Annotated in this window: 23 protein-coding genes and 1 tRNA gene; 8 read left to right on the forward strand and 16 right to left on the reverse strand. The window is 72.3% G+C overall.

The genetic code is table 11. The features are described 5' to 3' along the window. Window positions 1-5 precede the first annotated feature (5 nt). On the forward strand, window positions 6-1,244 hold the full coding sequence (locus ACGFIE_RS22865; RefSeq protein ID WP_393297582.1) for an APC family permease: 1,239 nt from the start codon (window positions 6-8) through the stop codon (window positions 1,242-1,244). Window positions 1,245-1,271: 27 nt separating this feature from the next. Here ACGFIE_RS22865 and ACGFIE_RS22870 read toward each other — a convergent pair whose 3' ends face one another. The 4 genes from ACGFIE_RS22870 to ACGFIE_RS22885 all read right to left on the reverse strand — a co-directional run bounded on the left by ACGFIE_RS22870 (window position 1,272) and on the right by ACGFIE_RS22885 (window position 8,148). Beyond that, complete coding sequence (locus ACGFIE_RS22870; protein WP_393244331.1) at window positions 1,272-2,057, reverse strand: ABC transporter permease; 786 nt, start codon at window positions 2,055-2,057, stop codon at window positions 1,272-1,274. Further along, window positions 2,054-3,043, reverse strand: a complete 990-nt coding sequence (locus ACGFIE_RS22875) for an ATP-binding cassette domain-containing protein (RefSeq protein ID WP_393297585.1) — start codon at window positions 3,041-3,043, stop codon at window positions 2,054-2,056. The genes ACGFIE_RS22870 and ACGFIE_RS22875 overlap by 4 nt, the downstream gene beginning before the upstream one ends. Before the next feature lie 30 nt (window positions 3,044-3,073). Next, window positions 3,074-6,010 (reverse strand): BTAD domain-containing putative transcriptional regulator, encoded by a 2,937-nt coding sequence (locus ACGFIE_RS22880; protein WP_393297588.1) that lies wholly within the window; start codon window positions 6,008-6,010, stop codon window positions 3,074-3,076. A gap of 80 nt (window positions 6,011-6,090) precedes the next feature. Continuing rightward, the gene (locus ACGFIE_RS22885) at window positions 6,091-8,148 is read right to left on the reverse strand and encodes an NAD-binding protein (RefSeq protein ID WP_393297590.1); all 2,058 of its coding nucleotides are present in this window, start codon (window positions 8,146-8,148) and stop codon (window positions 6,091-6,093) included. Window positions 8,149-8,243: 95 nt separating this feature from the next. Between ACGFIE_RS22885 and ACGFIE_RS22890 the strand changes: the two genes are divergently transcribed. The 4 genes from ACGFIE_RS22890 (at window position 8,244) to ACGFIE_RS22905 (ending at window position 12,244) form a co-directional block, all read left to right on the forward strand. Then, window positions 8,244-8,732 carry an MSMEG_6728 family protein gene (locus ACGFIE_RS22890; protein ID WP_393297593.1) on the forward strand — a complete coding sequence of 163 codons (489 nt, stop codon included), beginning with the start codon at window positions 8,244-8,246 and terminating at the stop codon, window positions 8,730-8,732. A 24-nt stretch (window positions 8,733-8,756) separates the two neighbouring features. After that, the gene (locus ACGFIE_RS22895; protein WP_393297596.1) at window positions 8,757-10,310 is read left to right on the forward strand and encodes an FAD-dependent oxidoreductase; all 1,554 of its coding nucleotides are present in this window, start codon (window positions 8,757-8,759) and stop codon (window positions 10,308-10,310) included. A gap of 66 nt (window positions 10,311-10,376) precedes the next feature. Next, window positions 10,377-11,585, forward strand: coding sequence for a hypothetical protein (locus tag ACGFIE_RS22900; RefSeq protein ID WP_393297599.1), 1,209 nt, complete (start codon window positions 10,377-10,379; stop codon window positions 11,583-11,585). Window positions 11,586-11,800: 215 nt separating this feature from the next. Then, a complete protein-coding gene (locus ACGFIE_RS22905) occupies window positions 11,801-12,244 on the forward strand; it encodes an HNH endonuclease (protein WP_393297602.1) in 444 nt (147 codons plus the stop codon). Between the two features lie 67 nt (window positions 12,245-12,311). Here the strand turns inward: ACGFIE_RS22905 and ACGFIE_RS22910 are convergent, their stop codons facing one another. The 4 genes from ACGFIE_RS22910 to ACGFIE_RS22925 form a co-directional block, all read right to left on the reverse strand. Next, the gene (locus ACGFIE_RS22910; protein WP_393297605.1) at window positions 12,312-13,787 is read right to left on the reverse strand and encodes a serine/threonine-protein kinase; all 1,476 of its coding nucleotides are present in this window, start codon (window positions 13,785-13,787) and stop codon (window positions 12,312-12,314) included. Between the two features lie 79 nt (window positions 13,788-13,866). Continuing rightward, a complete protein-coding gene (locus tag ACGFIE_RS22915) occupies window positions 13,867-14,025 on the reverse strand; it encodes a hypothetical protein (protein WP_393297608.1) in 159 nt (52 codons plus the stop codon). 30 nt (window positions 14,026-14,055) lie between these two features. Next, window positions 14,056-14,823: an enoyl-CoA hydratase/isomerase family protein gene (locus ACGFIE_RS22920; protein WP_393297611.1), complete on the reverse strand. Its 768-nt coding sequence runs from the start codon at window positions 14,821-14,823 to the stop codon at window positions 14,056-14,058. A 156-nt stretch (window positions 14,824-14,979) separates the two neighbouring features. Then, window positions 14,980-17,367: a M4 family metallopeptidase gene (locus ACGFIE_RS22925; RefSeq protein WP_393297614.1), complete on the reverse strand. Its 2,388-nt coding sequence runs from the start codon at window positions 17,365-17,367 to the stop codon at window positions 14,980-14,982. Between the two features lie 168 nt (window positions 17,368-17,535). On the opposite strand from ACGFIE_RS22925, the gene ACGFIE_RS22930 reads away from it, so the two are divergent. Next, complete coding sequence (locus tag ACGFIE_RS22930) at window positions 17,536-18,084, forward strand: hypothetical protein (RefSeq protein ID WP_393297617.1); 549 nt, start codon at window positions 17,536-17,538, stop codon at window positions 18,082-18,084. A 12-nt stretch (window positions 18,085-18,096) separates the two neighbouring features. On the opposite strand, the gene ACGFIE_RS22935 is transcribed toward ACGFIE_RS22930, so the two are convergent. The 6 genes from ACGFIE_RS22935 to ACGFIE_RS22960 all read right to left on the reverse strand — a co-directional run bounded on the left by ACGFIE_RS22935 (window position 18,097) and on the right by ACGFIE_RS22960 (window position 21,556). Next, entirely contained in the window at window positions 18,097-18,747 is a 651-nt protein-coding gene (locus tag ACGFIE_RS22935) for a histidine phosphatase family protein (RefSeq protein ID WP_393297620.1), read from the reverse strand. Between the two features lie 67 nt (window positions 18,748-18,814). After that, window positions 18,815-19,234 carry a VOC family protein gene (locus ACGFIE_RS22940; protein ID WP_363684733.1) on the reverse strand — a complete coding sequence of 140 codons (420 nt, stop codon included), beginning with the start codon at window positions 19,232-19,234 and terminating at the stop codon, window positions 18,815-18,817. Between the two features lie 35 nt (window positions 19,235-19,269). Next, on the reverse strand, window positions 19,270-19,671 hold the full coding sequence (locus tag ACGFIE_RS22945; RefSeq protein ID WP_363684735.1) for an AraC family transcriptional regulator: 402 nt from the start codon (window positions 19,669-19,671) through the stop codon (window positions 19,270-19,272). A 19-nt stretch (window positions 19,672-19,690) separates the two neighbouring features. Next, window positions 19,691-20,278, reverse strand: coding sequence for a dihydrofolate reductase family protein (locus ACGFIE_RS22950; RefSeq protein ID WP_393297625.1), 588 nt, complete (start codon window positions 20,276-20,278; stop codon window positions 19,691-19,693). 29 nt (window positions 20,279-20,307) lie between these two features. Next, on the reverse strand, window positions 20,308-21,366 hold the full coding sequence (locus tag ACGFIE_RS22955) for a hypothetical protein (RefSeq protein WP_393297628.1): 1,059 nt from the start codon (window positions 21,364-21,366) through the stop codon (window positions 20,308-20,310). Between the two features lie 116 nt (window positions 21,367-21,482). Further along, window positions 21,483-21,556, reverse strand: a tRNA-Thr gene (locus ACGFIE_RS22960). 340 nt (window positions 21,557-21,896) lie between these two features. Between ACGFIE_RS22960 and ACGFIE_RS22965 the strand changes: the two genes are divergently transcribed. Together ACGFIE_RS22965 and ACGFIE_RS22970 are read left to right on the forward strand one after the other, a co-directional pair. Then, window positions 21,897-22,988 carry a sn-glycerol-3-phosphate ABC transporter ATP-binding protein UgpC gene (locus ACGFIE_RS22965; RefSeq protein ID WP_363684743.1) on the forward strand — a complete coding sequence of 364 codons (1,092 nt, stop codon included), beginning with the start codon at window positions 21,897-21,899 and terminating at the stop codon, window positions 22,986-22,988. A gap of 169 nt (window positions 22,989-23,157) precedes the next feature. After that, a complete protein-coding gene (locus ACGFIE_RS22970; protein WP_393297631.1) occupies window positions 23,158-23,739 on the forward strand; it encodes a hypothetical protein in 582 nt (193 codons plus the stop codon). 49 nt (window positions 23,740-23,788) lie between these two features. Here the strand turns inward: ACGFIE_RS22970 and rlmB are convergent, their stop codons facing one another. Both rlmB and cysS read right to left on the reverse strand, forming a co-directional pair. Further along, window positions 23,789-24,922, reverse strand: coding sequence for a 23S rRNA (guanosine(2251)-2'-O)-methyltransferase RlmB (gene rlmB / locus ACGFIE_RS22975; RefSeq protein ID WP_393297634.1), 1,134 nt, complete (start codon window positions 24,920-24,922; stop codon window positions 23,789-23,791). Next, complete coding sequence (gene cysS / locus ACGFIE_RS22980) at window positions 24,922-26,337, reverse strand: cysteine--tRNA ligase (protein ID WP_393297636.1); 1,416 nt, start codon at window positions 26,335-26,337, stop codon at window positions 24,922-24,924. The genes rlmB and cysS overlap by 1 nt, the downstream gene beginning before the upstream one ends. Window positions 26,338-26,389 lie beyond the last annotated feature (52 nt).

The raw sequence follows: 26,389 nt of genomic DNA on the forward strand, positions 1-26,389 counted from the left end.
GGTTCGTGGATCAGCTGGCGCGGCGGCTCGGCGTACCCGATGCGGTTGTCATCGGGTTGGGCTCGATGCTCGGCGCGGGCGTCTTCGTGGTCTTCGGCCCGGCCGCCGCGGCGGCCGGCGGTGCCGGGCTGCTGCCGGCGCTGGTGCTCGCCGGTTTCATCGCCTTCTGCAACGCGACCAGCTCGGCGCGGCTGGCGGCCCGCTACCCGGAGTCCGGCGGCACCTACGTCTACGGCCGGGAGCGCCTCGGACCGCTCGCCGGCTTCGTGGCCGGCTGGGGTTTCGTGGTGGGCAAGACGGCGAGCTGCGCGGCGATGGCGTTGACCATCGGGGCGTACCTGTGGCCGGGGCAGGCGCGGTTGGTCGCGGTCGGCGCGGTGCTCGCGGTGACGGCGGTGAACCTGCGCGGCATCGGCAAGACGGCCACCGCCACGAAGACCCTGGTCGGCCTGGTGCTCGCGGTGCTGACCCTGGTCGCTGTCGTCGGCGTGGTGGGCGGGCCGGTGCACCTGGATCGGCTCGGCGACCCCGGTGGCTCCGCCCGGGGTGTGCTCACCGCCGCCGGGCTGCTGTTCTTCGCCTTCGCCGGGTACGCGCGGATCGCCACGCTCGGCGAGGAGGTCCGCGACCCGCAGCGGACCATTCCCCGCGCGGTGCCGCTGGCGCTCGGGGTGGTGCTCGCGATCTACCTGGTGCTGGCCGTGGTCACGCTCGGCGTGCTCGGCGCCGACCGGTTGGCCGGTTCGGCAGCGCCCCTGGTCGACGTGGTGACCGCCGCCGGGCTGCCCGGTCTGGCCTGGGTGGTGCGCGCCGGGGCCACCATCGCCGTCGTCGGGGTGCTGCTGTCTTTGGTCGCCGGGGTCGGCCGGACCACCCTCGCGATGGCCCGCCGCCGTGACCTCCCCGGCGCGCTGGCCGCCGTGCACCAGGTGCACCGGGTGCCGCACCGCGCCGAGCTGGCCGTCGCCGCCGTGGTGATCGTGGTGGTGCTGCTCGGTGACGTCCGCGACGCGATCGGCTTCTCCAGCTGCACGGTGCTCGTCTACTACGCGATCACCAACGCGGCGGCGCTCACCCTGGGCCGGGAACAGGAACGGAAGCTACCGGTGCAGGTGCTCGCCGGCCTGGGGCTCATCGGCTGCCTGCTGCTCGCGGTCAACCTGCCGACCGGCAGCGTCCTCGCCGGGTTCGGCGTGCTCGCCGCCGGCGTCGGCTGGTACGCGCTACGTGCCGCCCGCCGGTGACCTGGGCAGGCCACCGGCGGGCAGGGGTCAGCGACTCAGCCGCCGGTACCGGCGCACCGCCAGCGGCGCGAACGTCGCGATCAGCAGCACCGGCCACACCACCGCCAACAGCATGGCGTGCTCCGCCGGCCACGAGTCGCCACCCAGGCCGGGGTTGCCGAACAGTTCGCGGATCGCCGCGACGGTGGCCGACAACGGGTTCCACTGCGAGATCGTCCCGATGACAGATGGCATCAGCTCGGGCGACACGAAGACGTTGGAGATCGCGGTGAACGGAAACGCCGCCGGGAAGACGATCACGCCGACCGTGTCCGGGTTGCGGACCAGCAGCGCCAGGTAGATCCCGACCCAGGTGATCGCGACCCGGAGCAGCAGGAGGAGCCCGACGGCGAGCAACGCCTTGCCGACACCCTGTCGCCACTGCCACCCGACGAGCAGGCCACAGACCAGCAGGGTGGACATCTCCAACAGGGCGCGGAGCAGGTCGGCGGCGCTGCGGCCGGTCATCAGGGCGGACCGGGCCATCGGCATCGACCGGAACCGGTCCACGACACCCCGGCTGAGATCCAGCGCCACGCCGCTCGCGGTGGCGCCGAGGCCGTAGAGCATCGTCATCACGAAGACCCCGGGCAGCAGGAACTCCCGGTAGTTGCCGCCACCGGACACCTGCATGCCGCTGCCGAAAACGTACCCGAAGACCAGCACGAACATGATCGGCAGCGAGAAGTACAGGATCAGCTCCTCGGGGGCGCGGACCACGTGGATCATGTTCCGCCTGGTCATCGTCCAGCCGTCGACCACCGCCGCCGTCATGCCACGTCCGCCTTTCCGCCGACGCCGACGGGCTGGCGGGCCTCGTCCGGCCGGTGCCCGGTCAGGTACAGAAACGCCTCGTCAAGCGTGGCCCGCCGCAGGCCGATGTCCTCGACCGCGATCCCGGCGTCGTCCAACGCCCGCACCACGTCGACAAGCCCGGCCACCCGGTCGACCACCGGCACGCTGAGCCGCCGAACCGCACGATCGTGCTCCGGATCCGCACCACAGATGCGCGCGACGATGCCGGCGGCCCGGGTCAGGTCGTCGGCTTCGCGCACCACCACCTCGATCCGGTCTCCGCCGGTCAGCGACTTCAGCTCGTCCGGCGACCCCTCGGCCACCACCCGGCCGGCGTCGATCACCGAGATCCGGTGGGCCAACTGGTCGGCCTCCTCCAGGTACTGCGTGGTGAGCAGCACCGTGGTCCCGTCTGCCACGAGACCGCGGACCAGGTCCCACACCTGGTTGCGGCTACGCGGGTCCAGGCCGGTGGTCGGCTCGTCGAGAAAGAGCACGCGCGGCGTACGGATCAGGCTGGCGGCGAGGTCCAGCCGTCGGCGCATCCCACCCGAATACTCGACGGCGGACCGCCCCGCCGCCTCGGCGAGCCCGAACCGTTCCAGCAGTTCGTCGGCGCGTTGACGGGCCGCCCGTCGACCGAGCCGGAACAGCCGGCCGAACAACTCCAGGTTCTGCCGGCCACTCAGGGTCTCGTCGACCGCCGCGTACTGCCCGGTCAACGCGATCCGGGCCCGCACCTCGTCCGGCTGACGCCGCACGTCGAACCCGGCCACAGTGGCCCTGCCGGCGTCGAAGCGCAGCAGCGTGGTGAGGATCCGTACGGCAGTCGTCTTGCCGGCGCCGTTCGGTCCCAGCAGCCCGTACACCGTGCCGGTCGGCACGGTCAGGTCGAACGCGTCAAGCGCGCGGGTCGGGCCGTACCGCTTACCCAGCCCTTCGGCCACCACCTCGTATGTCGTCATGCCGCCAGGGTGCGGGCGGGCGCTGACGGGTCACGCACCGTCCGCTGACGGCGGCGCACCGGGCCCGCTCGCGGCCCCGGCCTTCTCCTCCTCGGTGATCTGCTGAAGAAGAGTGATGATCTCCGAGCGCGTCGCCTCGCCGACGTACCAGCCGGTGAGCCCGCCGGCCAACGCCGCTTCGCAGAGCCGCCTCGTCTCGGTGAGATCACCACGCAGCCGTGCCACCTGGGCGAGGCCGAGTCGGGCGGCGGACACGAACTCCGGCGCGCCACTGCCCTGCGCCAGAAGCAGCGCACCGGCGAAGTCGTCGCGGGCCGCCGCGAGGTCACCGGCACGCAGCCTTATCTCACCCCGGGTACGCAGCATGTCGGCCTGGTCGACGGCCGAGCCGAGCTCCTCGGCCAAACCCATGGCCTGGTTCATGTGCTCGCCCGCGGCCTCCGGGTCGCCCCGCCAGGCGGCCAGTTCGCCGAGCGCGCCAAGTGTGATCATGGAACCCCACCGGTCTCCGGCGCTCCGGAAGCCGTCGAGCGCCGCGGAGAACGCGGCCCCGGCCCGGTCCGACTGGCCACCCCACATCTGCGCCGAGCCGTGTCCCATCGCACCGAGCGCGTTGATCCAGGTGTCCGGCCCGACCAGCCGCCGCAGCTCCCGCATCAGCTCTTCGACGTCCTCGGCCCCGCCGGGTGGGGGTCCGGTCGAGATCCCCGACAGATAGAGCAGGAACGGTTGTCGAGGGGGCCGGTCGAGGCTGCGGATCACCGACCCCTGCGTGCCGAGCGACGGCAGGTGCCCGGAACCGGCGAGCGAGGCGTTGTAGACGCAGAGGGCGAACTCCTCGCCCAACCCGGGCGGCGCCTCGGCACCGAGCACGTCGAGGACGTCGGCGGCCAGCCGGGCCCCCTCCCCACGCATGCCGCGTAACCACCAGTAGAACGACAGTGCGGCGACCAACCCGGCGGCCTCGGACGCGTCACCCGCCGCGGTGGCACGACGCAACGCCGCGTGCAGGTTGTCCCGCTCTGCGTCGAGCCGTCGCAACCAGTGCAGTTGTTCGGCTCGGCGCAGGTGGTCGCTGGCGGCCCAGGCGAGTTCCAGGAAGTACGCGGTGTGCGCGCGGCGCAGCCGCTCGGCCTCGCCGGCTTCGGCGAGGCGTTCGGCGCAGAAGGCCCGCACGGTCTCCAGCATCCGGTAACGGCCTCCGGTCAACTCCACGAAGGACTTGTCGACCAGACCGGTCAGCGCATCGACGAACTCGGCAGAGGGCATCTCGCAGACCCGCCCGGCCGCCTCAAGCGTGGCACCGCCGGCGAAGACGGTCAGCCGTCGGGCCAGGGCACGCTCGGCATCGTCGAGTAGGTCCCAACTCCACTCCACCACCGCTCGGAGCGTCCGGTGCCGGGGCGACGCGGCCCGGCTGCTCATCGACAGCAGCCGGAACCTGTCGTCGAGATGGGCGGCCACCTCGGCGACCGACAGCGCCCGCAGCCGCGCGGCGGCCAACTCGATCGCCAGCGGCAGACCGTCGAGGGTGCGGCAGATCCGCAGCACCACGTCGACGTTGGCCGGCGTGACGGTGAAGCCGGGTGCGACGTCGGCGGCCCGCTGGGAGAAGAGGCGGACCGCCGCGTAGTCGTCGGCATCCTCCGTCGACCTGTCCGGTGGTGGCAGGGTGAGCCCGGACAACGGGCACAGCGCCTCGCCGGCCAGCCCGAGCGGCTCGCGACTGGTGGCGAGCACCCGCAGCGCCGGACAGGCGCCGAGCAGCCGTGCGGCCAGCCGGGCCGCGTCGGCGACGACGTGCTCACAGTTGTCGAGCACGAGCAGCAACCGCCGCTCGGCAAGTGCCTCGACCAGTCGGTCGATGGTCTGTCGGCCCGGCTCGGCCGGGGCCCGCAGGCCCGCGTCCCGCAGGCCGAGCGCGCTCAGCACCGCCTGCGGTACGTCCGACCCGTCGGCAAGCCCGGCCAGCTCGACCAGACGGACCTCGCCGTCCGAACGACCCGCCGCCTCGATGGCCAACCGGGTTTTGCCCGCTCCCCCGGGGCCGGTGAGGGTGACCAGCCTGCGCTCGGCGAGCAACGCTCCAACACGTGTGAGCTCCTCCTCCCGCCCGACGAACGTGGTGAGCTGGCTCGGCAGCGCCTGCGCGGTCGTCGGGCGCACGGCGGAGCTGCCCCCGCCGCGCCGCGCGGCCCTGCTGCCCTCGCCACGCGGCACGGCGGCACTCTCGTCGCCACGCAGCACCGCGAGGTGAACCGCGGCCAGCGCCGCCGACGGGTCGACCCCGAGCTGCTCGGCCAGGGTGCGCCGAGCGTCCTCGAACTCGGCCAGCGCCTCGGCCGTCCTGCCCTGCGTGGCCAGGGCGCGCATGAGGTGGCCTCGCGGGCGCTCCCGGAGCGGATGCGCCACGACCAGTTGCCGCAGCTCGGGGACCAGTTTCGCGTGTCCGCCCAGCGCCAGCTCCGCCTCGATCCGATCCTCGGTGGCGGCCAGCCGCAGCTCATCCAGCCGGGCCGCCCGCGCGGGTACGCCTGCCACGTCGATGACGTCGGCCAGGGCGGGACCACGCCACAGCTCCAGCGCCTCGTGCAACACGGCCGCCGCGCGGTGCCAGTCGCCGTTGGCGAGCGCGCGACGCCCAGCCTCGGCGAGCCGCTCGAACCGGTACGCGTCGACGTCCGCAGGGTCCACCGCGAGGCGGTAGCCGGCCGGGTGGAACTCGACCGGGATGTGCTCGGCGGGCAGGGCCTGACGCAGGCGCGACACCAGGGACTGAAGCGCGTTGGCGGCACCCCGCGGAGGGTGTTCGCCGTACAGACCGTCGATCAGCCGCTCGGCGGACACCACCCGGCCCGCGTCGAGCAGCAGGAGCGCCAGCAGCGCGCGCAGCCGTGGACCGCCCACGGCGATCTCACGCCCGTCGGCCAGCAGCACCTGGGTCGGCCCCAGGACGCGGAAACGCATGGCACCGATTGTCACTCAGTGGCAACGACCACACGAAGCCGTTGATCGTCGAAGTTCGGGGCAAGCCCGCCTCTGCTCGCTCAACCGGGTACCTGAGGGGCACCGGTCGAGTCGTCGTCTGTCGCTGTCGGCTCGGCCCCGGCGCCTGGGGCCGGAGGCACCGGATCGTCGCCCGGCGACGGCGGGGTCGGCACCGGGTGGGCCGCGCCGGGGGCCGAGGCGGCGACCTCCTGATCGGTCGGCGTCCGCCGCGTTCCGGGAACCACCGCTGGCGCGGACGACTCCCCGCCGACGGCGGGACCAGCCGGGACGGCACCGGGCGGGGTGGGCACGCCGCGGGGCATCGAACCGACGTGACCCGATGGCACAGGCACCCTCCCCGTGGCGGGCGGGGCGCACTGGGTGGTCAGCCAGTCCAGCCCACGCCGGCGGGCGACAACTGTGAGCCGGTCACCGGCGAAGATCACCTGTCGGGGGTCGAGGTCCCTCCACCAGATCGTCTTCGCCCCGCCGGCCGGGGTCCGGGCGATCAGCCGGACCTGCCCGTCCCGATTGACCAGCTCCAGGGGTCGACCGTCCAGCTCGGAGCCGGCGGCGACCGGCACCTCGGCCACCGGCAGCGCGTGCCTGTCGACCGGGATCGTGGTGATCACCGCGCGTTCGGTGAGCGCGCCGATGAAGGCCGGCGCGGCCAGGTAGGAGACCGACCGGGACACCCCGAGGGCGAAGGTCTCCTCCACCCGCTCGGCGAAGTCGCCGTCGAACAGCCGCAGCACCACCCGCAGGTCGTTGCGGAGATCCCGTGCGGCCAGCGCCGCCTCCAGGTTCGCCACGTCGTCGGTGGACGCCACCACCAGCGCCTGACAGTCGGCCACCGAGGCGGAGGCCAGCGTCTCCGGCAGCGCGGCGTCGCCGACGATCAGCGGCACCTCCAGTTGACGGGCCAGGGCGGCGCCGCGCGGCTCCGGATTCTTGTCGATGGCCACGACCTCGACGTCGTACTCGCGGAGCTGTGCCATGACGCGGGTGCCGACGTTGCCCAGGCCGATCACCACGACGTGCCCGGCGCGGGCGGGTTGCAGGCGGCCGGTGTGCAACGCCAGCCGGGCGTTGACGATGCCGTCCACCACCACGGCGGTGATCAGTGGGATCAGCGCCAACCCGGCCAGGTTGAGCACCACCTGCATGATCTGCGCGTCCGCCGCCTTGTCGGTGTCCGGGTCGGCACCGCTGAGGGTGGTGACGAGTGTCAGGTAGAGCGCCTCCAGCGGAGAGACGTCCTCGGCGCGGGAGATCAGCGCACCGAGCACCGCGATCAGCGCGAGCACCACCATCACCGCGATGCCGATCTTGCGGGTGGCGAAGCCGCGGACCGCTCCCATCAGCACCGTGACCGGGCGACGTCGCCGGCGCGCGCGGACCAGCCGCCGGGCGGCGACCTGCGTGCCCGGCGGTTGGCCGGTCGCCTCGGCGAGCACCAGGTCGGCGCCGGCCTGCTCGGCGGGCAGCAGCTCCACCCCCTGCGCCTCGCTGAGGTGGGCCAGCGCGCAGACCACGTCCTGCGGTCGGACGTCCGCCCGCCGCGCCACCCGCAGCGTCTTGTCCCGATGTTGAAAGGAGCTGGGGTCGACCTCACCGAGCGCGGCGGCCACGAAGGCCGGCGCGGCCATCTCGGCGTCGGAGAGCACCTCGACGGGCGCCTTGAGCAGTTTGCGTACGCCGTCGGCGAGGGTGCCGTTGAACATTCGCAGCACCTGGCGGACCCGCTGGTCGACGGCCTGGGCGCAGAGCGCGGCGTGCAGGTTGCCGACGTCGTCCTGGTGCAGCAGGGCCAGCCCGGTCGCCCCGGCCAGCCCGGCGGCCTCGAAGGTCTCCACGTCCAGCCGGTCCGAGCGGACCACCCGGAGCCCGCGCAGCCCGGCCACGTCCGGCCCGTTGCTGCGGTAACGCTCGGGCACGACGACTGTCACCCGGGCCCCACCCGCCGGCAGCTCGGATTCGAGCATCGCCCGGGCCACGTAGTAGGCGAGCGCGTCCTTCCCGCAGATCACGTAGTGCGGGCGAGGATCACCGACGGACCGCAGCCGCCAGTTCCACTCGACCGCCCGTCGCGCCCGGTCCCGCCACGGCTCCGCCATGCCCGGATCGTAACCAGCACGACCACACTGGGCGACCCCGCCCGGATCATCCCGTGACCAGGCATGTCCGCCCCGGCGCCGGGTAGAGCAGCGCCATGCAGACGTTCCTCCCGTACCCGGATTTTCTGGCCAGCGCCCGTGCGCTGGACCAGAAGCGGCTGGGCAAGCAGCGGGTGGAGGCCATCCAGGTGCTGCGTGGCCTGACCCGACCCGGGTACGGCTGGCGCAACCATCCGGCGGTGAAGATGTGGGCCGGGTACGAGGAGGCGCTCGTCCGCTACGGGCTGGACATGTGCGCGGTCTGGACCGAGCCGGGACGCGCCGACACCTGCGCCACCACGCTCACCGTCGACCTCGCCGACGCCTGCGGGGCCGGTGTCGTACGGACCCAGGACGAGCTGGCCCGCGCCGGTGACCTGCCACCCTGGCTGGGCCACGACGACCTGCACCTGAGTCACCGCTCGTCACTGCTGCGCAAGGACCCGACGCACTACCGCCCGCTGTTCGGCGACGACGTGCCGGAGGACCTGGAGTACGTCTGGCCTGCCTCCGACCGCCCCCGCCGTTGCCTGCCAGCCGACTGAACCGAGGTGGGGCAGACTGGGCCAATGGCGCTGTCGCAAGTGGTAGGTCGGCTGATCGGCGTACGGCAGCATCAGGTGGACCCGGGCGGCGGTGGCGCCGACCACGTGCCGCGACCCACGACGGCGCTGGTGGTGGGGGGCGGGATCGCCGGCATGTCGGCGGCGGTGGTGCTGGCCGAGCGGGGGGTGGCGGTCACGGTGCTGGAGGCGGCACCGACGCTCGGCGGTCGGCTGGGCGCCTGGCCGGAGGCCCTCGCCGACGGCAGCCAGCAGAACGAGCACGGCTTCCACGCGTTCTTCCGGCAGTACTACAACTGGCGGTCCATCCTTCGCCGGATCGACAGTGACCTGCGCTTCCTCAAACCGATCCCGGGCTATCCGATCCTCAGCGCCCAGTGGCCGACCGAGGAGTTCGGCAAGCTGCCGCCCGCGCCGCCGGCGAACCTGCTGGCGCTGCTGCTGCGCAGCCCGAGCCTGCGTCTGAGCGATCTGCGCTCGATGGACCGGGACGCGGCGTTGCCGCTGCTCACCTACGACCCGGTCCGCACCTACGCGAAGTTGGACGACACCACCGCCGACGAGCTGTTGGCGTCGCTGCGGCTGCCGGACCGGGCGCGGGCGATGCTGTTCGAGGTCTTCTCGCACTCGTTCTTCAACCACGAGGCGGAGATGTCGGCGGCCGAGATGGTCGCCCAGTTCCACTTCTACCTGCTCGGCAACCCGGAGGGGCTGGCCTTCGACTGCCCCGACGAGGACTACGCGACGGCGATCTGGGAGCCACTGACCCGGCACGTGGAGAAGCACGGCGGCCGCGTTCTCACCAGCAGCGCCGCCACCGGGGTGCGCCGCGACGGCGACGGGTGGCGGGTGACGACCACCGCCGGGGGCAGCCATCCGGCGGGTCACGTAGTGCTCGCCGTCGACCCACCCGCGCTCGCCGCGCTGGTCGCGGCCTCGCCGGACCTGGCCGGGCGGGCACCCGAGCTGGCCGCGCGGATGTCGGCCTTCGGCACCCCCGGCCCCCCGTACGCGGTGGCGCGGTACTGGTGTGACGGGGACGTGGCCGCCGAGCGGGCGGTGTTCAACGGGGTGTCCCGCCAGCCCACTCTGGACTCGGTGACGCTCTACCACCGGCTGGAGAACGAGCCGCGGCGCTGGGCGCAGCGGACCGGGGGGTCGGTCATCGAGCTGCACGCGTACGCCTGCGAGCCCGGTGTGCCGGCCGAGGAGTTGGCCGAGCGGATGCGCCGCGAGCTGGTCGAGCTGTGGCCGGAGGCCGGCGACCTGCGGGTCCGTGAGCTGCGGGCCCGGGTGGAGGCGCAGGCGCCGGCGTTCACGCCGGGCAGCCACGCCTGGCGTCCGGGGGTCCGCACCGAGGCGCCCGGTGTCTATCTGGCCGGCGACGGGATCGCCACGGACTTCCCGAGCGCCCTGATGGAACGCTCCGCGGCCACCGGGATCATCGCGGCGAACCACATCCTGCGCGCGGAGGGTGCCGCAGCCGAGCCGGTGCGCTCGATCCGACCGCGCGGCCTGCTGGCCGGTCGCGCCGGGCAAAAACAACAAAACACAACATAAGCCACCGTACGCTGCCGTACGCTCGAATGATCAACCGTCGATCGGCCGGGCGGGAGGGCAGCGGAGATGTCACCACTGCACCGCGCCGGGGCGGAGAACCGCTCGTCGATCGACGAGATCGGCCGCGACGACGCGTACCCGCTGATCCGCGACGAGCGCGCCTGCATCGTCACCGCGCTCCGGCTGGGTTGGTGGATGGCGGACGCCTACCACCACGGGCAGCAGGCGGAGCCACGCGCCTTCGTCGACGCCCGCCCGGCCGTACCGCCGGCCAAACTCTCCAACCTCACCGAGATGTCCACCCACCGGCGGATGCGGATGTACCTCGACGGGGTGGACGTCGCCCTGGCCCAGATCGCCGACCTCACCCGGCACACCGGGCCGGTGCCCGACACGTCGGCCGCCCGAGCCCTGCTGCCCGACCCGGGGCAGCCCGACCCCGCCGACCCGGTGCCACTGCTGCTCGCCCTCGACGACCTCAACGTGGAGGTGCTGCGGTGGGCGATGGCCGCCAACCACCGGGTCGGGCTGGCCTACCGGCTGGGCCGATCGGTGGCCGACACCGTCCGAGCCGGCGACGTCGCGCAGCTGCTGCGACAGTTCGGTGGCCGGCAGGTCCAGATCAGCAGGTGGTTGGACGAACTGGCCACCGTCCTGCCGCCGTACTCGGCAGCGGTGGTGCGCCGGTCGCTGGCCGCCTGGTCGAACGCTGTCGACCGGGCCGGCCACGGCGATCCGGCCGTGCCGGCGCCCGCCGAGCTGAGCCGGGCCCTGCGCGGCCAGGGTGACCTGTGGCGCGACGTGCTCACCGGCGGCCTGCACCCGCGCGACCTGCTCGACGAGGAGGACTACGCGGTGATCGCCAGAAATCTGATCATCCGGGACCGCCGGCTGGTGGCGCAGGCGGCGCGGGGCATCTTCTGGCCGGTGCTCGTACCCCTGCTGTTGGTGCTCTTCGCGGTCGTCGGGGTGAGCGCTGCCGCGGCCGCCGGCTCACCGACCACCCGGGCCACAGTCGCCCTGGTGGGTCTCGGCGCCGGACTGGCCGCGATCTGGCGGTCGGTCTCCGGGCCCGCCCTGGCGGTCGCCAGTGAGGTCAACCGGCCCCTGCTGGACAGCGAACTCACCGCGCGGATGGCCCTACGGCTGAACCGGCCGCTGACCATCGCCCAGGTCTCGGTGAAGGCGGCTCCCCGCACCCGCCGTCAGCGGCGTCCCGAGGAGGCCGGCCGATCGAAATACGTTGCCGGCGCCTCCCCCGTCGACCTACCGTGATCGCGCAAGGTCAACCACCGCCACGGGAGCAGATCATGACGATGTCGCATGCCAGCACCGTGCCGTCGTCGGTGTTGCCCGGCAACGGTTGGCGAGCGGAAGACCTGCGGGCGGGCCGGCCCGACTGACGCGTACCCGTACGCGCCGAGCCGCCCGTCCGAAAGCCTGGACCGGGCGGCTCTTCGCTGTCCGGCACCATCTGGAAAGGAGTCCCGGTGGACGCCGTCCTCGTCATCAACGCCGACCTCGGCCCGTTGCACCGGGTCACCGTCCAGCACGCCGTCCGGATGCTCTGCCGCCGGGTGGCCGAGATCCACGAGGCGGAGCCCGACCAGCTGATCGGCGTCTTCCCGCTGCCCCGGGTGGTGCGGCTGGTCCGCTACGTGGTCACCCGGTGGCGGTTCAACTCCGGGCCGGCCTGGTCCCGGGCCGGGGTGCTGCGCCGCGACGAGCACTGCTGCGCCTACTGCGGTGGGGCCGCATCGACAATCGACCACATCCTGCCGCGCTCGCGGGGCGGCCGGAACACATGGCGAAACACGACCGCCGCCTGCTACGGCTGCAACCAGCGCAAGGGCGACCGCACCCCGGCGGAGGCGGGCATGCCGCTGCGCCGGGAACCGGTCAACCCGGGCTGGGCGTCGCTGGCCGGGCGGTGACCGACCGGCCGGCGGGAACGGGGGGCCGCGTCGGGGTACGCCTCGGCGCGGCACCCGCCGGCCCCGGTCAGAGGTCGCGTTCCTTGACCTTCGGCTTCGGGCGGCCGCTCGCGCAGTGCGTACGGATCTCGCTGCTGTGCTCGGCCGAGGTCAGCTCGACCTGGATCTGCTTCGCCGGGCCCGGGTCGTACGGCGCCACCCGATAGCCCGCTGCGGGCGTCACCGTGAGCAGTTCGGCCGATCCCCCGAGGCAGCGAACGGTGACCGTCCCACCCTGGGCCTGCACGGTGACCACCACGGGACCGGTGGGCGTGGGCGTCGGCCTCGGCCTGGGCGCCGGGGTGGACCTGTCACCGGGACCCGTCGGTGGGCTGCTCCGGGGGACGGCGGGGTTGTTCCGGGTCGACGGGCCGGCCGGGGGACCGGCCACTGATGGTTCGGGCTGTTCGACGGTCTGCGGCAGCCCCACCGTCGTGGTGCCACCCGTGCCGATGCCGGTTCGCGGGTTGGAACCGTCGTGCTGCCGCCTGCTGTAGTCGCCCAGCGACCCGGCCAGCGCCACCGCGGCGATCACCGCGCCGCCAACCGTCAGCACCGCCCGGTGCCGGCGGCGGTTCCGTCGTCGGGAGGTGCCGGTCGGGCGGGGTCTCACGCCGGTGCCCGGCTCGGCCGACGCGTCGTCGGCCACCTCGGTCACCTCGGTCGGGGAGGAACGGTGTGGCGTCGGCGTGCGCTGTTGGCCCGCGGCGAGCAGGATGCGGGCCGCCTCGGCGGCCGGGGGCCGGTCGGCGGGATCGCGGGCCAGGCACCAGCGATAGAGCCTGTGGATCTCGGGCGGCACCCCGTCGATCTCGGGGAGTGGATCCGGTTCGATGTGGACGTGGGCGCGGAGCATCCCGGCCTGCGCCTCGGTGGCCCAGGGCAGCCGGCCGGTGAGCGTCCGGTACAGGAGCAGGCCGAGGGCGTACACGTCGCAGGCCGGCAGCACCTCTCCGGCCGCCAGCCGCTCCGGAGCGAGGTAGGCGGGCGTACCGAGCAGCCGTCCATCGAAATCGATCTCCGGGTCGCCGACGGCCGCCGCGATGCCGAAGTCGAGCACCTTCGCGCCGGTGGGGGTGAGCATCACGTTGCCCGGCTTGACGTCGCGGTGCACCAACCCCTGGGCGTGCGCGGCTTCGAGTGCCGCCGCCACCTCGGCGCAGACCCGCAGCCCGGCGCGGGGTGGCAGCGGCCCGGCGGCCAGCCGTTGTTCGAGGGTGACGCCGTTGAGCAGTTCCAGCACCACGAACGGGACCTGGACGCCGTCGACGACCGACTCGCCGAAGTCGTAGACGCTTGTGACGTGCGGATGCGACAACCGGGCCGCCACCTTTGCCTCGGCTCGGATCCGCTGCCGGGCGTTGCCGTCCGAGGCGACGAGCACCTTCACCGCAACGTCCCGTTCGAGCACCTCGTCGTACGCCCGGTGGACCGCGGACATGCCCCCGCTGCCGAGGCGCTCCAGGAGCCGATAGCGGCCCGCAAGCAACCGATCACGCTGCACGACGGACAGCCTGCCGTACCGCTCCGATCCGGTGCCACCCGGGATCGAGGTTTCGCAATGAATTGATCGATGGCGGCGATTAGCGCCCGGTCAGGTCCGGGTGAGCGCGCAGGAACGCCTCGGCCCGACGGGCGTCCCGGATGACCAGAACGATGGCCACCGCGCCAGCCACCGCGACCACTCCGCTGAACACCGCCCAGAACGGCGCGAATCTCATCAGCGCCTGACCGACGCTCACCGCCACCTGTCGCGCGCGGCGGCGCGGCCGTCAGCCGTCGGAGGGCGCTCGCCAGGCGAAGCGGGGTGCCCGGCGCTCCGCCATGGCCGCCACGCCCTCGCGGGCCTCGCCGCTGTCCCTCACCCTGCGGTGCCACCAGGCGATCCGCGCCGGTCCGGCCCGGTCGTCGACGATCTCCTTGGCGGCGGTGACGCTCAGCGCGGACCGCTGCGCGATCGTGCCGGTGAGGTCGTCCACCCGCGCGGCGAGCCGGTCGCCCGGCAGCACCTCGTCGACGAGGCCGATCCGCAGGGCGCGGTCGGCGTCGATCAGCTCGGCGGTGAACAGCAGGTGCTTCGCCGCCGACGGGCCGACCAGCCGGGCGAGCCGGCGGGTGGTCGGCGCCGGGTAGACCAGCCCGAGCCGGGCCGGGGGTACGCCGAAGCGGGCGTCCTCCGAGGCGATCCGCAGGTCACAGGCGACCGCGAGCTGCGCGCCACCCCCGACGCAGGCGCCCCGGATCGCCGCTACCGTCGGTTTGGCGAAGCCGGCCAGCCGCTCCTCGGCGGCCACCGCGATGCTGGTGTCGCCGGCGTCCAGCAGCTCGGCCAGGTCGCCGAGGTCGGCACCGGCACAGAAGGCGTCGTCCGCGCCGGTGAGCACCAGCGCCCGTACGTGGGGGTCGGGCTCCAGCCGGTCGAGCAGTTCGGGAAGCTGGCGCCACATGGCCGCCGTCATCGCGTTGCGACGGGCCGGGTTGTGGATCACCACGGTCGCCACCGGCCCGGAAACCGTAACCGTCAACTCCGCACCCGCCACAGACCCACCCCATTCTCGCCGCACGTGTCCGCCCAAAGTGAATCTTGGACACTTTCCGTCCGCGGATGACGGAAAGTGTCCAAGATTGGCAGAAACATAACGGTACGGGCCCGGCGGCCACCCGGATGGGGGCCGCCGGGCCCGCTCCCGGTCAGGTCAGGAGACGGTGACCGCGGTGTCGTCGACCACGAAGGACGTCTGCAACGAGGAGTCCTCGACGCCTGTGAACTTCAGGCTGACGGTCTGGCCGGCGTACCCGGCCAGGGAGAAGGACTTCTGGCTGTAGCCGGTGGCCTTGTTGAGGTTCGAGTAGGTGGCCAGCGTGGCCAGCACCGTCCCGCCCGAGTTCAGCACCTGCACGTTCAGCTTGTCGTACTGAACGCTCGTGGTGGTCTCGGCCGAGTCGATGTGCAGCCAGAAACTGACCGTGTACGACGAGCAGCCCGCCGGAAGGGCCACCGACTGGGCGAGCGTGTCGGTGTGGCTGCTGCCGTATCCGTTCAGCCACGCCTTGTACGACCCGGTGCGGGCCGCCTGGCCGCTGGAGTTGGTGATCACGCCGGAGCTGGCCGTCCAGCCGGTCGCGCCGGACTCGAAGCCCGGGTTGGCCAGCTTCTGGCCCGGCGCGGTGCAGCCGCCCCCGGTGCCGTTCACGGTCAGCGTGTAGGTGGCGCTGCGGGTGACCGACCCCGCGCCGTTCACGGTGACCGAGTAGGTGCCGGGCGGTGTGCTCGCCGAGGTGCTGATGGTGAGGGTGGACGAGCCGCCCGAGGTCACCGAGGCGGGGCTGAACGCGGCGCTCGCCCCGCTGGGCAGGCCGGACGCGGAGAACGTCACGGTCTGCGCCGTACCGCTGGTGGTGGCTGTCGACACGGTGGTGGAGGCCGCGCTGCCCGGGTTCACCGAGCCGGCGGTAGGCGACAGCGACACGGAGAAGTCGTTGCCGGTGGAGCAGGGCGCGTCGTTGCCGGCCACGTTCACGGCCGTCCAGGCGGCCTGCACGGCCTTGTACTCGGTGGAGCAGCTGCCGTACAGGTCGGTGGCCGCCCGCAGGCTGTACGCGCGGGCCGTGTTGGCAGGGTTGCTGCTGTTGACGTACGACGTGTTGGAGGTGAAGTAGACGTCCAGCGCCCGGTACCAGATCTTCTCGGCCTTGGCGCGGCCGATGCCTGTCACCGCCGGGGCGGAGCCACAGACCGGCGAGGTGCCGTACGAGGTGGCGCCGGTGCCCTCGGCGAGGTTGAAGTAGAAGTGGTTGGCGACGCCGGAGGAGTAGTGCACGTCCTTGTTCTTGGTGCTGGTGGACCAGCAGCTGTCGGACGAGCCGTCCAGCGACGGGTTGTACATGTAGCGCAGCGGCGTACCGTTGCCGTTGATGTTGATCTTCTCGCCGACCTGGTAGTCGCCCGGGTCGCTCGGCGCGGCGGCGTAGAACTCCATCATGTTGCCGAAGATGTCGCTGGTGCCCTCGTTGAGGCCTCCGGATTCGCCGGAGTAGACCAGGCCGGCCAGCGCCTCGGTGACGCCGTGGCTCATCTCGTGCCCGGCCACGTCCAGCGAGACGAGGGGGCGGGAGTTGCCGGAGCCGTCACCGTAGGTCATCTGGGCGCCGTCCCAGAAGGCGTTGACGTAGTTGTTGCCGTAGTGCACCCGGCTCGGCACGCCGCTGCCGTTGCCGAAGATGCCGTTGCGGCCGTGCACGTTCTTGAAGTAGTCGAACGTCTTCGCCGCGCCGAAGTGAGCGTCCACGCCTGCGGACTGCCGGTTCGAGTTGGCGCCGGTGCCCCACGCGTTGTCCGCGTCGGTGAAGGTGGTGCAGCTCGACGTGCCGTTGTTCATGTCGCAGGTACGGCCGCTGCCGTGCGCCGGGTCGATCATCTGGTAGGTGCTGCCGGAGAGCGTCGTGTCGATGCTTACCGTGCCGGTGTAGATGCCCTGGCCGCTGCCGACCACCGACTCGATCTCGTCGAACGACCCGACCGTCGCGCCGGAGGTGGCGTCGGTGATCACGTGCAGCCGCGACGGCGTCTGCCCGTCGGGTTGCCAGCCGCTGACCACTGTCTCCCAGGCCAGCCGGCCCGTGCCGGAGGTGGCGTCGACGAACAGTTCCGGGGCGCCCACGGTCTCGGCCTTGCCGGTGAACCGGGCGCTGGCGGCCTTCTTCGCCGCGCCCGCGGTGACCTTGGCCGTGGTGGGCAGGGTCAGCGGCGCGGCGAGCCCGACCGAACTGCCGGCGTACGTGCCGTTCGGCGCGGTGTGGATGACGAAGTCACCGCCGTACACCCGCAGGCCCTGGTAGGTGCGGGTGTAGCGGGTGTGCGCCGCGCCGGAGGCGTCCACCCGGGTGCTGCGTACCCGGTAGGACTCGGCACTCGAACCCTGGACGGCGCCGGGGTTCGTTCGCAGGACGGTCGCCGCTCGGGCCGCGGCGGAGGCGTCCGGCGCGGGAGCGGTGGGTGGTGCGGCGTGCGCCGTGGTGGCGACGCAGGTCAGCAGGCCGCTGGTGAGCAGCGCTGCGCTGACGGCCGCGAGGGGTCGTTTCACGTGCCCTCCTGAAAGGAGAAAGAGTGTGACGGGGGTAGTCACGCATGTAGATATAGCCATGTGTTGAGGAAAAGAGAAGGCTTGGACCGCTCCCAGACATTGAGACTGGCCGAACGGATGAGGGCCTTGACAAGGGAACCAACGCCGGCAACGGCACGTCCGACGGATATGAGACCCGCCTCGACGACAGGCGTCACGATCGCGCTCCTGGCCGCACTCCTGGCCGGCTGCACCGGGACGGACCGGGCCGGCACCCCCGCGAACCAGCCATCGGCCACCGGCACCCCGCCGCCGGTGACCGCAGTCCCGACCACTCCGATCGCCATCACACCGACCGCCACCACCCCGGTCGTGCCCGGGGCCCCGGACGCGGCGGCCGGGCGGGTGACGCTGTTCCGCTCCGGCGGCTTCGCCGGACGCGGCGACACCGTCACGGTCGAACCGGACGGCCAGTGGACAGCGGTGGACCGGGCCGGCGGCCGACGTACCGGAAAACTCGACGCCGCCGACCTCGGCCGGCTCCGCGGCCTGGCTGCCGACAGGCGGCTGGCCACCGAGGCCCGCCGCACGGCCACCGCGACGAGCTGCGCGGACGCGTTCAGCTACCGCCTGACCGTCGGCGCCGTCGAGACCGGGTACGTCGACTGCCCCGCCGACCCCGCGCCGCCGCCGGCCACCCGGGCGCTCGTCGAACTGCTGCTGCGGGTCACCGGTTGACCGGCCGGCACGTCAGACCAGGTAGTCCGGGGGCAGGCCGGTGCCGCGCAGCTCCGCCGGCAGGTGCGCCACGTCGTTGACGGCGATCAGGTTCGGCGGGCCGGCCGGGCCGTACCGGATGACTGTCAACCCCGCGTTGTGGTGGTTCAAGCCCAGCCACCGCCGCTCCGGGGCATCGAGGGCATGCCGGACCAGCCAGGCGATCAGAAAGCTGTGCGTCACCACCAGCTCACGAACCGGCTCGCCCTCGGCAGCTCCCTCGTCGGCCGCCACCGGACCGGTGAAGCGCCGCACGGCCTCCGCCGTCGCGCGCGGCCCGTCGGCCCGCTCGGCCGTCGAGAATCCGGCCAGAAACCGGGCGTACGCCGGCGGCAGGCCGCTCGGGTCCGTGTCGTGGGGGAGGTGGTCACCGGCCAACTCCGTGGCGTACACCGGGACGCCCGGCAGTGCCGCCGCGACCACCTCGGCGGTCTGCGCGGCCCTGCGCAACGGCCCGTGGTGCACGGCGGCGAACTCCCGGCCCCGCAGGCGCTCACCGAGCAGCGTGGCCTGCCGCCGGCCGCGCTCGGACAGGCCGGAATCCGGCTCGGTCGAGGCCGTGTCGGCGAGTCCGGTCAGGTCCTGCTCGCCGTGCCGGGCCAGGTACAGCAACCGCGTCCGCATGCCGTACACCCAAACACACCGGAGGGCGCGGGACCGGCCCGCGCCCTCCGGTGTTTTGATCTTGACGCTACGCCCGGGGGAACATCTGGCCCACGCGGATCTTGTTGCCGAACGGGTCCCGGATGCCGAAGTCGATCCCGTACGGGCGCTCGGTCGGCTCGTCGGTGATCTCGACGCCCTTCGCCACGAGATCGTCGTGCGTCTTGCGGGCGTCGTCGGTGGTCATGAAGAGGTACCCACCGAGGGCGCCCTTGGTGAGCAGCTCCCGCACCTGCTCGGCCGTCGCCGGGTCCATCGCCGGCGGGCCCGGCTTCTCCAGCAGGATCTCGCGCTCCGGGTCACCGGGCAGGTTGACAGTCAACCAGCGCATGAAGCCGAGATCCTGATCGGTGTTGACCTCCATGCCGAGCTTGTTCACGTAAAAGTCAAGCGCCTCGTCCTGGTCGAGGACGTAGATCTGGGAGCGGCTGATCGCGTTCATCGTCATGCCCTAGACCGTAGAGGGTGGCCCTGACCTGCTGCTTATCCAAAACTGCTGGGACGCGTCCAGGCTTTGGTGAAGCAGGACGGCACGTTCGCCGGCGCGGCGCGGCTACGCCGGAAATCCGAGGGCGACTCCCCCACGATCTGTCGGAACGTCCGGCTGAACGTCCCCAGGCTGCCGAAGCCGACCGCGTAACAGATGTCCGTCACGTCCCGGTCGGTCTCCACCAGCAGCGCCATGGCCCGCTCGACCCGACGGCGTTGCAGGTAGCGGTGTGGCGTCTCGCCGAAGGTGGCCCGGAACGTCCGGATGAAGTGCGCCTCGGAGACGTGCGCGATCCGGGCCAGCGCAGGGATGTCCAGCGGCTCGGCGTACGCCCGGTCCATCGCGTCACGGGCACGCAGCATCGCCCGGTTGGACTCCTCCACGGCACGGCTCACCGCGGGGCCGACGTCTGCGTCACCACGGGCTCGTCTGCCGGATGGCGTAGTGGTGCATGGTGACGCCGTCCGGGAACGACCGCTGCTCGATCAGGTCGAGGTCGATCTGCCTGTCCATGTCGTCGAACAGCGGCCGGCCGGAGCCGAGGATCGCCGGGTGGGTGAACAGGAGGAGCTCGTCGAGAAGCCCCGCCCGCAGCAACTGCGTGGCGATCGTCGCGCCGCCCACGCCGAGGGTGCCGTCGGTTTCGGCCTTGAGGCGAGCCAGTTGCTCGATCGCGTCGTCCCCGCCGATCACGCGGGTGTCGTGGTCGGCGCGGGATCGGGTGCGGGAGACGAGCACCTTGGGCGCGGAGGTCCAGATCTCGCCGTACTCACGCATGAAGTCCGGCAGCGACGCGTCCTCGCGTGCGCGGGGCCAGAACTCCTCCATCGTCTCGTAGATCACCCGGCCCTGGACCATGCCCGCGAGCGCCCGGGCCCGCGCGTTGAACTCCCGGTGCAGTTCCTCACCGATGCGCAGCCACTCGCCGCCGCCGTTGTCCCCGGGAACCTGCTCGATGCGCAGGTCGAGGGACACGTTCATCCAGTACACGAAACGACCCATCGCGAATCCTCTCTAGTCGTGTGCCCAACTCAGCGCGGGCCGCCCGGCGGAAGGACCGGCGTCTGCGTCACGTCCTGGTCGCGCAGCTTGGCGTAGACGACCTCGGACGTGAACCCGCCGATGAACCCGATGGCCAGGACGAAGAAGACCAACTTCCGCGCCGCGTCACCGTCGAGCAGACCCGGGTTGGTGGAGAGCTGCGCCGCGACGAACAACAGGAAGGCGATGACACCGGCGGCCGAACCCAACGCCGCCGCCCGCAGCCAGTTGCCACTGCCGTCGTACGCGTTGCGCACGATCGCGCCCCACACCGAGGCGAACAGCGGAGCGGCCACGAGAACCGCGACGTTCTGCCACCCACCGGCCGGAGCGGCGTACGCCAGCGGGATCGTGGCGAGGGCGAGCAGCAGGAGGACCAGCGCGGTGACCAGACCGGCAACCGTACGCCGGCCGGCGGCCCGCTCGGCCTCGCCGGCGGCGCGTTCCTGCTCGGCGCGGCGCTGCACCTGGGCGTCCAGCGCGGCGACGATCGGCTCGGCGGCGCCCGGCTGCCACGGGCGGGCCAGCAGAGCCACCTCCTCCTCGGTGGCGACGCCGCGCTCACCGCTGAGGCGCTGCCAGGTCTTCTCCGCGCCACCACCGAACGCCGCGACCGCCGCGACCGGGATGCGCCGGGACAGTCCGATGAGCCCGGCGACGAACGTCGAGCGTCCGCCACCCACCAGCAACAACGCGTCGACAGTCAGCAGCGACCGGTAGAAGGTGACCTCCCAGTCGTCTGTCGACTCGGGCACGACTGTGAACAGATCAGGGTGCCGCTGGGCCTCCTCGAAGCCCGCGTCCCGCTGGTAACGGCCACGGACCAGGATCGACCCGGGCTGCGCCCGGCCGGAGCGTACGTAGCCGCGCACGACGTCCCGTTCCAGGTACTCGGGATCGCCGGAGTACACGACGATGCGGCACCCCCGGGTGGCGAGTGCCGCACCCAGCTCGGCCGCCGCCGCAGCCGCGCCCTCCGGGTCGCGGACGGCGGGCGAGTAGACGCGGTCCGCCTGGGCGCTACCGGTGATCGCGACGAGCGGGCTCATGCGACTCCTCGACGGTCGGTGGTAACCCGAACTATAGGAGTGACCGACCATCGATGCCCGTTCCGGCGGCGCTGCCGACGAGCCGTCGGGGGACGGCCGGACCGGCGAATATTCTGAGCCCCCGGCCGGGATCGAACCGGCGACATCTCGCTTACAAGGCGAGTGCTCTGGCCAGCTGAGCTACAGGGGCGCGTGCGTCGAGGCCAGCATAGCGACTGACGTCCGGATATCCCGCTCGCGAGTGGTCCCGAGCACGGGAAACGTCAACAACCCGACGCACGCCGCCTTGGCGCGACGTCGATTGATGCCTGCCCGTGCCCGAGTGACCGGAATGTGTGGGCACTGGATCACTTCCGAGGGTCCCTCGCCTTGGCAGCGCGGGGAAAGCCGTTTACGGTGCAGTGACACGGACGACACCACGGCCGCCCCCGGCGCCGACCGCCGTCCGCTGACCGGCACGGGTACGTGCCGGTCGCTCCTTCACTCGGATCGTCCGGCACGTTCCTGCCGGTGAGAGGAAGCGCACCACCATGGCTACGGTCACCTATTCCAAGGCATCCCGGATCTACCCGGGCACCGAGCGTCCCGCCGTCAACGAGCTGAACCTCGAGATCGGCGACGGCGAGTTCCTCGTTCTCGTCGGCCCCTCCGGTTGTGGCAAGTCCACCAGCCTGCGCATGCTCGCCGGCCTGGAGGACGTCGACGCCGGCTCGATCTACATCGACCAGCGCGACGTGACCCACCTGCCCCCGAAGGCCCGCGACATCGCGATGGTCTTCCAGAACTACGCCCTCTACCCGCACATGACGGTGTACGAGAACATGGCGTTCGCCCTCAAGCTGCGCAAGACCTCCAAGTCGGAGATCGACCGGCGGGTCAAGGAGGCGGCCGGGCTGCTCCAGCTGGAGGAGTACCTCAGCCGCAAGCCGAAGGCGCTCTCCGGCGGTCAGCGTCAGCGTGTCGCGATGGGCCGGGCGATCGTCCGCGAGCCGCAGGTCTTCCTCATGGACGAGCCGCTGTCGAACCTCGACGCCAAGCTGCGTGTGCAGACCCGTACCCAGATCGCCTCGCTGCAGGCCAAGCTGGGCGTCACCACTGTCTACGTCACGCACGACCAGGTCGAGGCCATGACCATGGGCCACCGGGTCGCGGTGCTGCTCGACGGTGTCCTCCAGCAGGTGGACACCCCGCGGGCGCTCTACGACACCCCGGCCAACGTGTTCGTCGCCGGCTTCATGGGCTCCCCCGCCATGAACATCAAGACCGTTCCGCTGAACGAGCAGGGCGCCGAGTTCGCCGAGCTGCACATCCCGCTCTCCCGCGAGCAGGTCGCGGCGGCCCGCGCCGAGGGCGGCGACGGCAAGGTGACCGTGGGCTTCCGCCCGGAGGACTGCGACCTGGTCAGCCCGACCGAGGGCGGCATGCCTGTCGTCGTCGAGCTGGTCGAGGACCTCGGCTCGGACGCCAACGTCTACGGGCACGCGGCGCTTGGTGGCAACTCGGAGCGCTTCGTCGTCCGCACCGACCGGCGCACCATGCCGAACATGGGTGACACCGTGTTCGTCAAGCCGCGCACCGGCCGCAGCCACGTCTTCCACGCCGCCACCGGCAGCCGGATCTGACGTAACGCCGTACCGGAAAGGGGCGGTCCGCTTCGGCGGGCCGCCCCTTTCGTCGTACCCGGGATGGCTTCTCACCCCTCGGTGCCAGCGTGGATGTGGCTCTGGAGGGTGACTCGGGCGGGTGCGTCGCGGCCGTAGCGTCGCGGCACGCCCAACCCGAGGAGACGCCGTGTCCGCCACCGCTCACCCGATCACCCGTTCCCGGCTTGACCGGACGGCACGCCTGACCGGCCGCAGCCTCGCCTACTGTGCGACGCTGGTGCCGGTCGCCCTGGTCGCTCTGGTGACCGCCCCGGTGGGTGGCGCCGATGCGGCCGCCGCGCGGTGGCGGAGACTGCGCACGGGACTGCTCGGAGCACCCCCGACGCCCACACCCGACCGGCGACCCGGCCCGGTCGCGGTGCTCGGCCACGGACTGCTCAGTCTGCTGCTCGGCTTCGTGGCACTGCTACCGCTCGGCGTTCAGCTGCTGCTGGTGCTGCGCGGCATGCTGTACGGGATCGTCGACCGCGGCCCGTACGACCACTCCTGGGGCGGTCCGACCCGGGCCGGCGCGTGGCTGGCGCACTTCCTCGTCGGCCTGCCGATGGCCGCCGCCGGCCTGGCCGCGCTGATCGGCATCGCCGCCGTGCACCAGCGACTGACCCGCCGTCTCGACGGGGAGCGCACACCGGCCTGGCTGCTTCCGACCACGCTGCTGATCGCGGTGGCCGGGGCGCTGTTCTTCGTCGCCTGGCTGCACCAGATCTGACGACGAGGCCCCCTCCCGCACCAGGCGGGAGGGGGCCTCGTCTACGTCGTTACAGCTCGACCGAGCGGCGGCGGGCGACCTCGGCGAGCGTGACCGCGGCGGCCACGCTGGCGTTGAGCGACTCCACCTCGGAGATCATCGGGATGCTGACGGTCAGGTCACACGTCTCCCCGACCAGCCGGGACAACCCGCGCCCCTCGGAGCCGACGACCACCACAAGCGGGCCGACAGCGGCCTCCAGGTCGTACAGGTCGGTGTCGCCGTCGGCGTCCAGGCCGACCACCATGAAGCCGGCGTCGCGGCACGCCTTCAGCGACCGGGTCAGGTTGGTGACCTGGGCCACCGGCACCCGCGCGGCCGCGCCGGCGCTGGTCCGCCAGGCGGTCGCCGTGATCCCGGCAGCCCGCCGCTCGGGTACGAAGACACCCTGCGCGCCGAACGCGGCGGCCGAACGGATCACCGCGCCCAGGTTGCGCGGGTCGGTGACCCCGTCCAGCGCCACCAGGAGCGGCGCCTGCTGCTCCAGGGCCGCGGCGACCATGTCCTCGAAGGGCTGGTACGCGAAGGGCGGCACCTGCAACCCGACGCCCTGGTGCAGCACCCCGCCGGTCATCCGGTCCAGTTCGGCGCGGCTGATCTCCAGGTTGGCGATGCCCCGGTCGGCGGCCGTCCGGATGATCTCGTTGATCCGGTCGTCCATGTCGATGCCCTGGGCGACGTAGAGCGCCGTCGCCGGCACCTGGGCGCGCAGCGCCTCCAGCACCGGGTTGCGCCCGACAAGCAGCTCCGGGGTGTCCTTGGAGGGGTTGGACTTGCGCCCCGGCGCGACCCGAGGGCCGGTTCGGCCGGCGGCCGGCCGGCCACCCCGTGCCGCCGAGCCACCACGACTCGCCGGTACGCCACGGCCACCGCCCCTGCCCCAGGTGGTGTCCTTGCTGCCCGGCTGGCCGATCTTGGGAGCACGCCCCTCCTCGGCCGCCGCCCGGCGCTCCTTGTCCTGCTTCCAGGCGGTGCGCTGCGGCAGCTTCTCGGTGCCCGAGTAACCCTTGTGCCAGGGTCGCTCGTCGGCGGGCAGGGTGCGCCCGCGCCCGGTGAGGGAGTCCTTGTTCTTGCCGCCGGAGCCCTTGGGGGCACCCGCCTTCGGCGTCAGTCGCCGGCCACGGCGCTGCGAGTTGCCGGCCATCAGTCCTGCTCTCCAATAGTCCAACGGGGGCCCTGGGGGGTGTCCTCGACCACCACGCCGGCCAGCTTGAGCTGGTCGCGTACCGCGTCGGCGGCGGACCAGTCCTTGCGGCCCCGGGCCTGCGCGCGCTGCTCCAGGGCCAGCGCGATCAGGGAGTCCACCACGGCACGCAGATCGTCCGAGCGGCCGCCACCGGTCCAGCCCTCATCGAGGGGGTCGACACCGAGGATATCCAGCATCGCCCGTACCGCGGCCAGGGTGGTGCGGACGGTCACATCGTCGCCGGTGCTCAGCGCGGTGTTGCCGTCGCGGAGGTGCTGCTGCAACACGGCCAGCGCGGCGGACGTGTTGAGGTCGTCATCCATCGCCGCGACGAAGCCGGCCGGCAGCTCACCGAACCGCCCGGCGCCCACCCGCTCGACGGCCCGCTGCACGAAACCCTCGATCCGCCGGTACGCGGTGGCCGCGTCGCGCAGCGAGTCCTCCGAGTAGTCGATCACCGAACGGTAGTGCGCGGCGGCGTAGTAGTAACGCAGCTCCACCGGCCGCACCCCGAGCGAGTCCACGTATGCCAGGTCGAGCGCGTTGCCGGCGGACTTGCCCATCTTGGCCCCGCCGATGTTGAGCAGCCCGTGGTGCACCCAGTAGCGCGCGAACGGCAGCCCGGCCGCGTTGGACTGGGCGATCTCGTTCTCGTGGTGCGGGAACGTCAGGTCCAGACCACCGCCGTGGATGTCGAACTCGGGGCCGAGGTAGCGCCAGCACATCGCCGAGCACTCGATGTGCCAGCCGGGACGGCCCAGCCCCCACGGCGACGGCCAGTACGCGTCCGCCGGCTCGTCCGGTTTCGCGCCCTTCCAGAGGGCGAAGTCGCGCGGGTCCCGCTTACCCCGATCGGGGGCGTCGCCCGCCGACTGCATCGCGTCCGGCGACTGACCCGACAGCGACCCGTACGCCGGCCAGGACGCCACGTCGAAGTAGACGTCACCGGAACCGTCGGTGGCCGGGTAGGCGTGCCCGTCCGCGATCAACTTCGTGATCAGCTCGTGCATCTCCGGAATGTGCCCGGTGGCGCGCGGCTCGTAGGTGGGCGCCAGCACGTTCAACGCCCGGTACGACTCAGCGAGGATCAGCTCGTTGGCGTACGCGATCGACCAGAACGGCCGACCCTGCTCCCCCGCCTTGACCAGGATCTTGTCGTCGATGTCGGTAACGTTGCGGATGAACGTGACCTCGTAGCCGGCGGTCACCAGCCAGCGACGCAGCACGTCATAGTTGACGCCCGAGCGAAGATGGCCGATGTGCGGCGGCGCCTGGAGGGTGAGACCACACAGGTAGACCCCCACCTTGCCGGCTTCCCGCGGGACGAAGTCCCGCACCGATCGGGTGGCGGTGTCATACAGGCGTAGCGTCACCGTACAAGGGTAGCCGTCCGCGCTGTTCCGGGTCGGCCGGTGCCGGGTCGTA

The organism is Micromonospora sp. NPDC049275 (assembly GCF_043197115.1).
Taxonomy (GTDB): Bacteria; Actinomycetota; Actinomycetes; order Mycobacteriales; family Micromonosporaceae; genus Micromonospora.

Bases quoted from the DNA above. Each gene is read 5' to 3' on its own strand.
- ACGFIE_RS22965 (WP_363684743.1), top strand. From the start codon at position 21,897: ATGGCTACGGTCACCTATTCCAAGGCATCCCGGATCTACCCGGGCACC.
- ACGFIE_RS22900 (WP_393297599.1), top strand. From the start codon at position 10,377: ATGTCACCACTGCACCGCGCCGGGGCGGAGAACCGCTCGTCGATCGAC.
- ACGFIE_RS22935 (WP_393297620.1), bottom strand. From the start codon at position 18,747: ATGCGGACGCGGTTGCTGTACCTGGCCCGGCACGGCGAGCAGGACCTG.
- ACGFIE_RS22955 (WP_393297628.1), bottom strand. From the start codon at position 21,366: ATGAGCCCGCTCGTCGCGATCACCGGTAGCGCCCAGGCGGACCGCGTC.
- rlmB (WP_393297634.1), bottom strand. From the start codon at position 24,922: ATGGCCGGCAACTCGCAGCGCCGTGGCCGGCGACTGACGCCGAAGGCG.
- ACGFIE_RS22930 (WP_393297617.1), top strand. From the start codon at position 17,536: ATGAGACCCGCCTCGACGACAGGCGTCACGATCGCGCTCCTGGCCGCA.
- ACGFIE_RS22870 (WP_393244331.1), bottom strand. From the start codon at position 2,057: ATGACGGCGGCGGTGGTCGACGGCTGGACGATGACCAGGCGGAACATG.
- ACGFIE_RS22890 (WP_393297593.1), top strand. From the start codon at position 8,244: ATGCAGACGTTCCTCCCGTACCCGGATTTTCTGGCCAGCGCCCGTGCG.
- ACGFIE_RS22885 (WP_393297590.1), bottom strand. From the start codon at position 8,148: ATGGCGGAGCCGTGGCGGGACCGGGCGCGACGGGCGGTCGAGTGGAAC.
- ACGFIE_RS22895 (WP_393297596.1), top strand. From the start codon at position 8,757: ATGGCGCTGTCGCAAGTGGTAGGTCGGCTGATCGGCGTACGGCAGCAT.
- ACGFIE_RS22880 (WP_393297588.1), bottom strand. From the start codon at position 6,010: ATGCGTTTCCGCGTCCTGGGGCCGACCCAGGTGCTGCTGGCCGACGGG.
- ACGFIE_RS22940 (WP_363684733.1), bottom strand. From the start codon at position 19,234: ATGACGATGAACGCGATCAGCCGCTCCCAGATCTACGTCCTCGACCAG.
- ACGFIE_RS22875 (WP_393297585.1), bottom strand. From the start codon at position 3,043: ATGACGACATACGAGGTGGTGGCCGAAGGGCTGGGTAAGCGGTACGGC.
- ACGFIE_RS22950 (WP_393297625.1), bottom strand. From the start codon at position 20,278: ATGGGTCGTTTCGTGTACTGGATGAACGTGTCCCTCGACCTGCGCATC.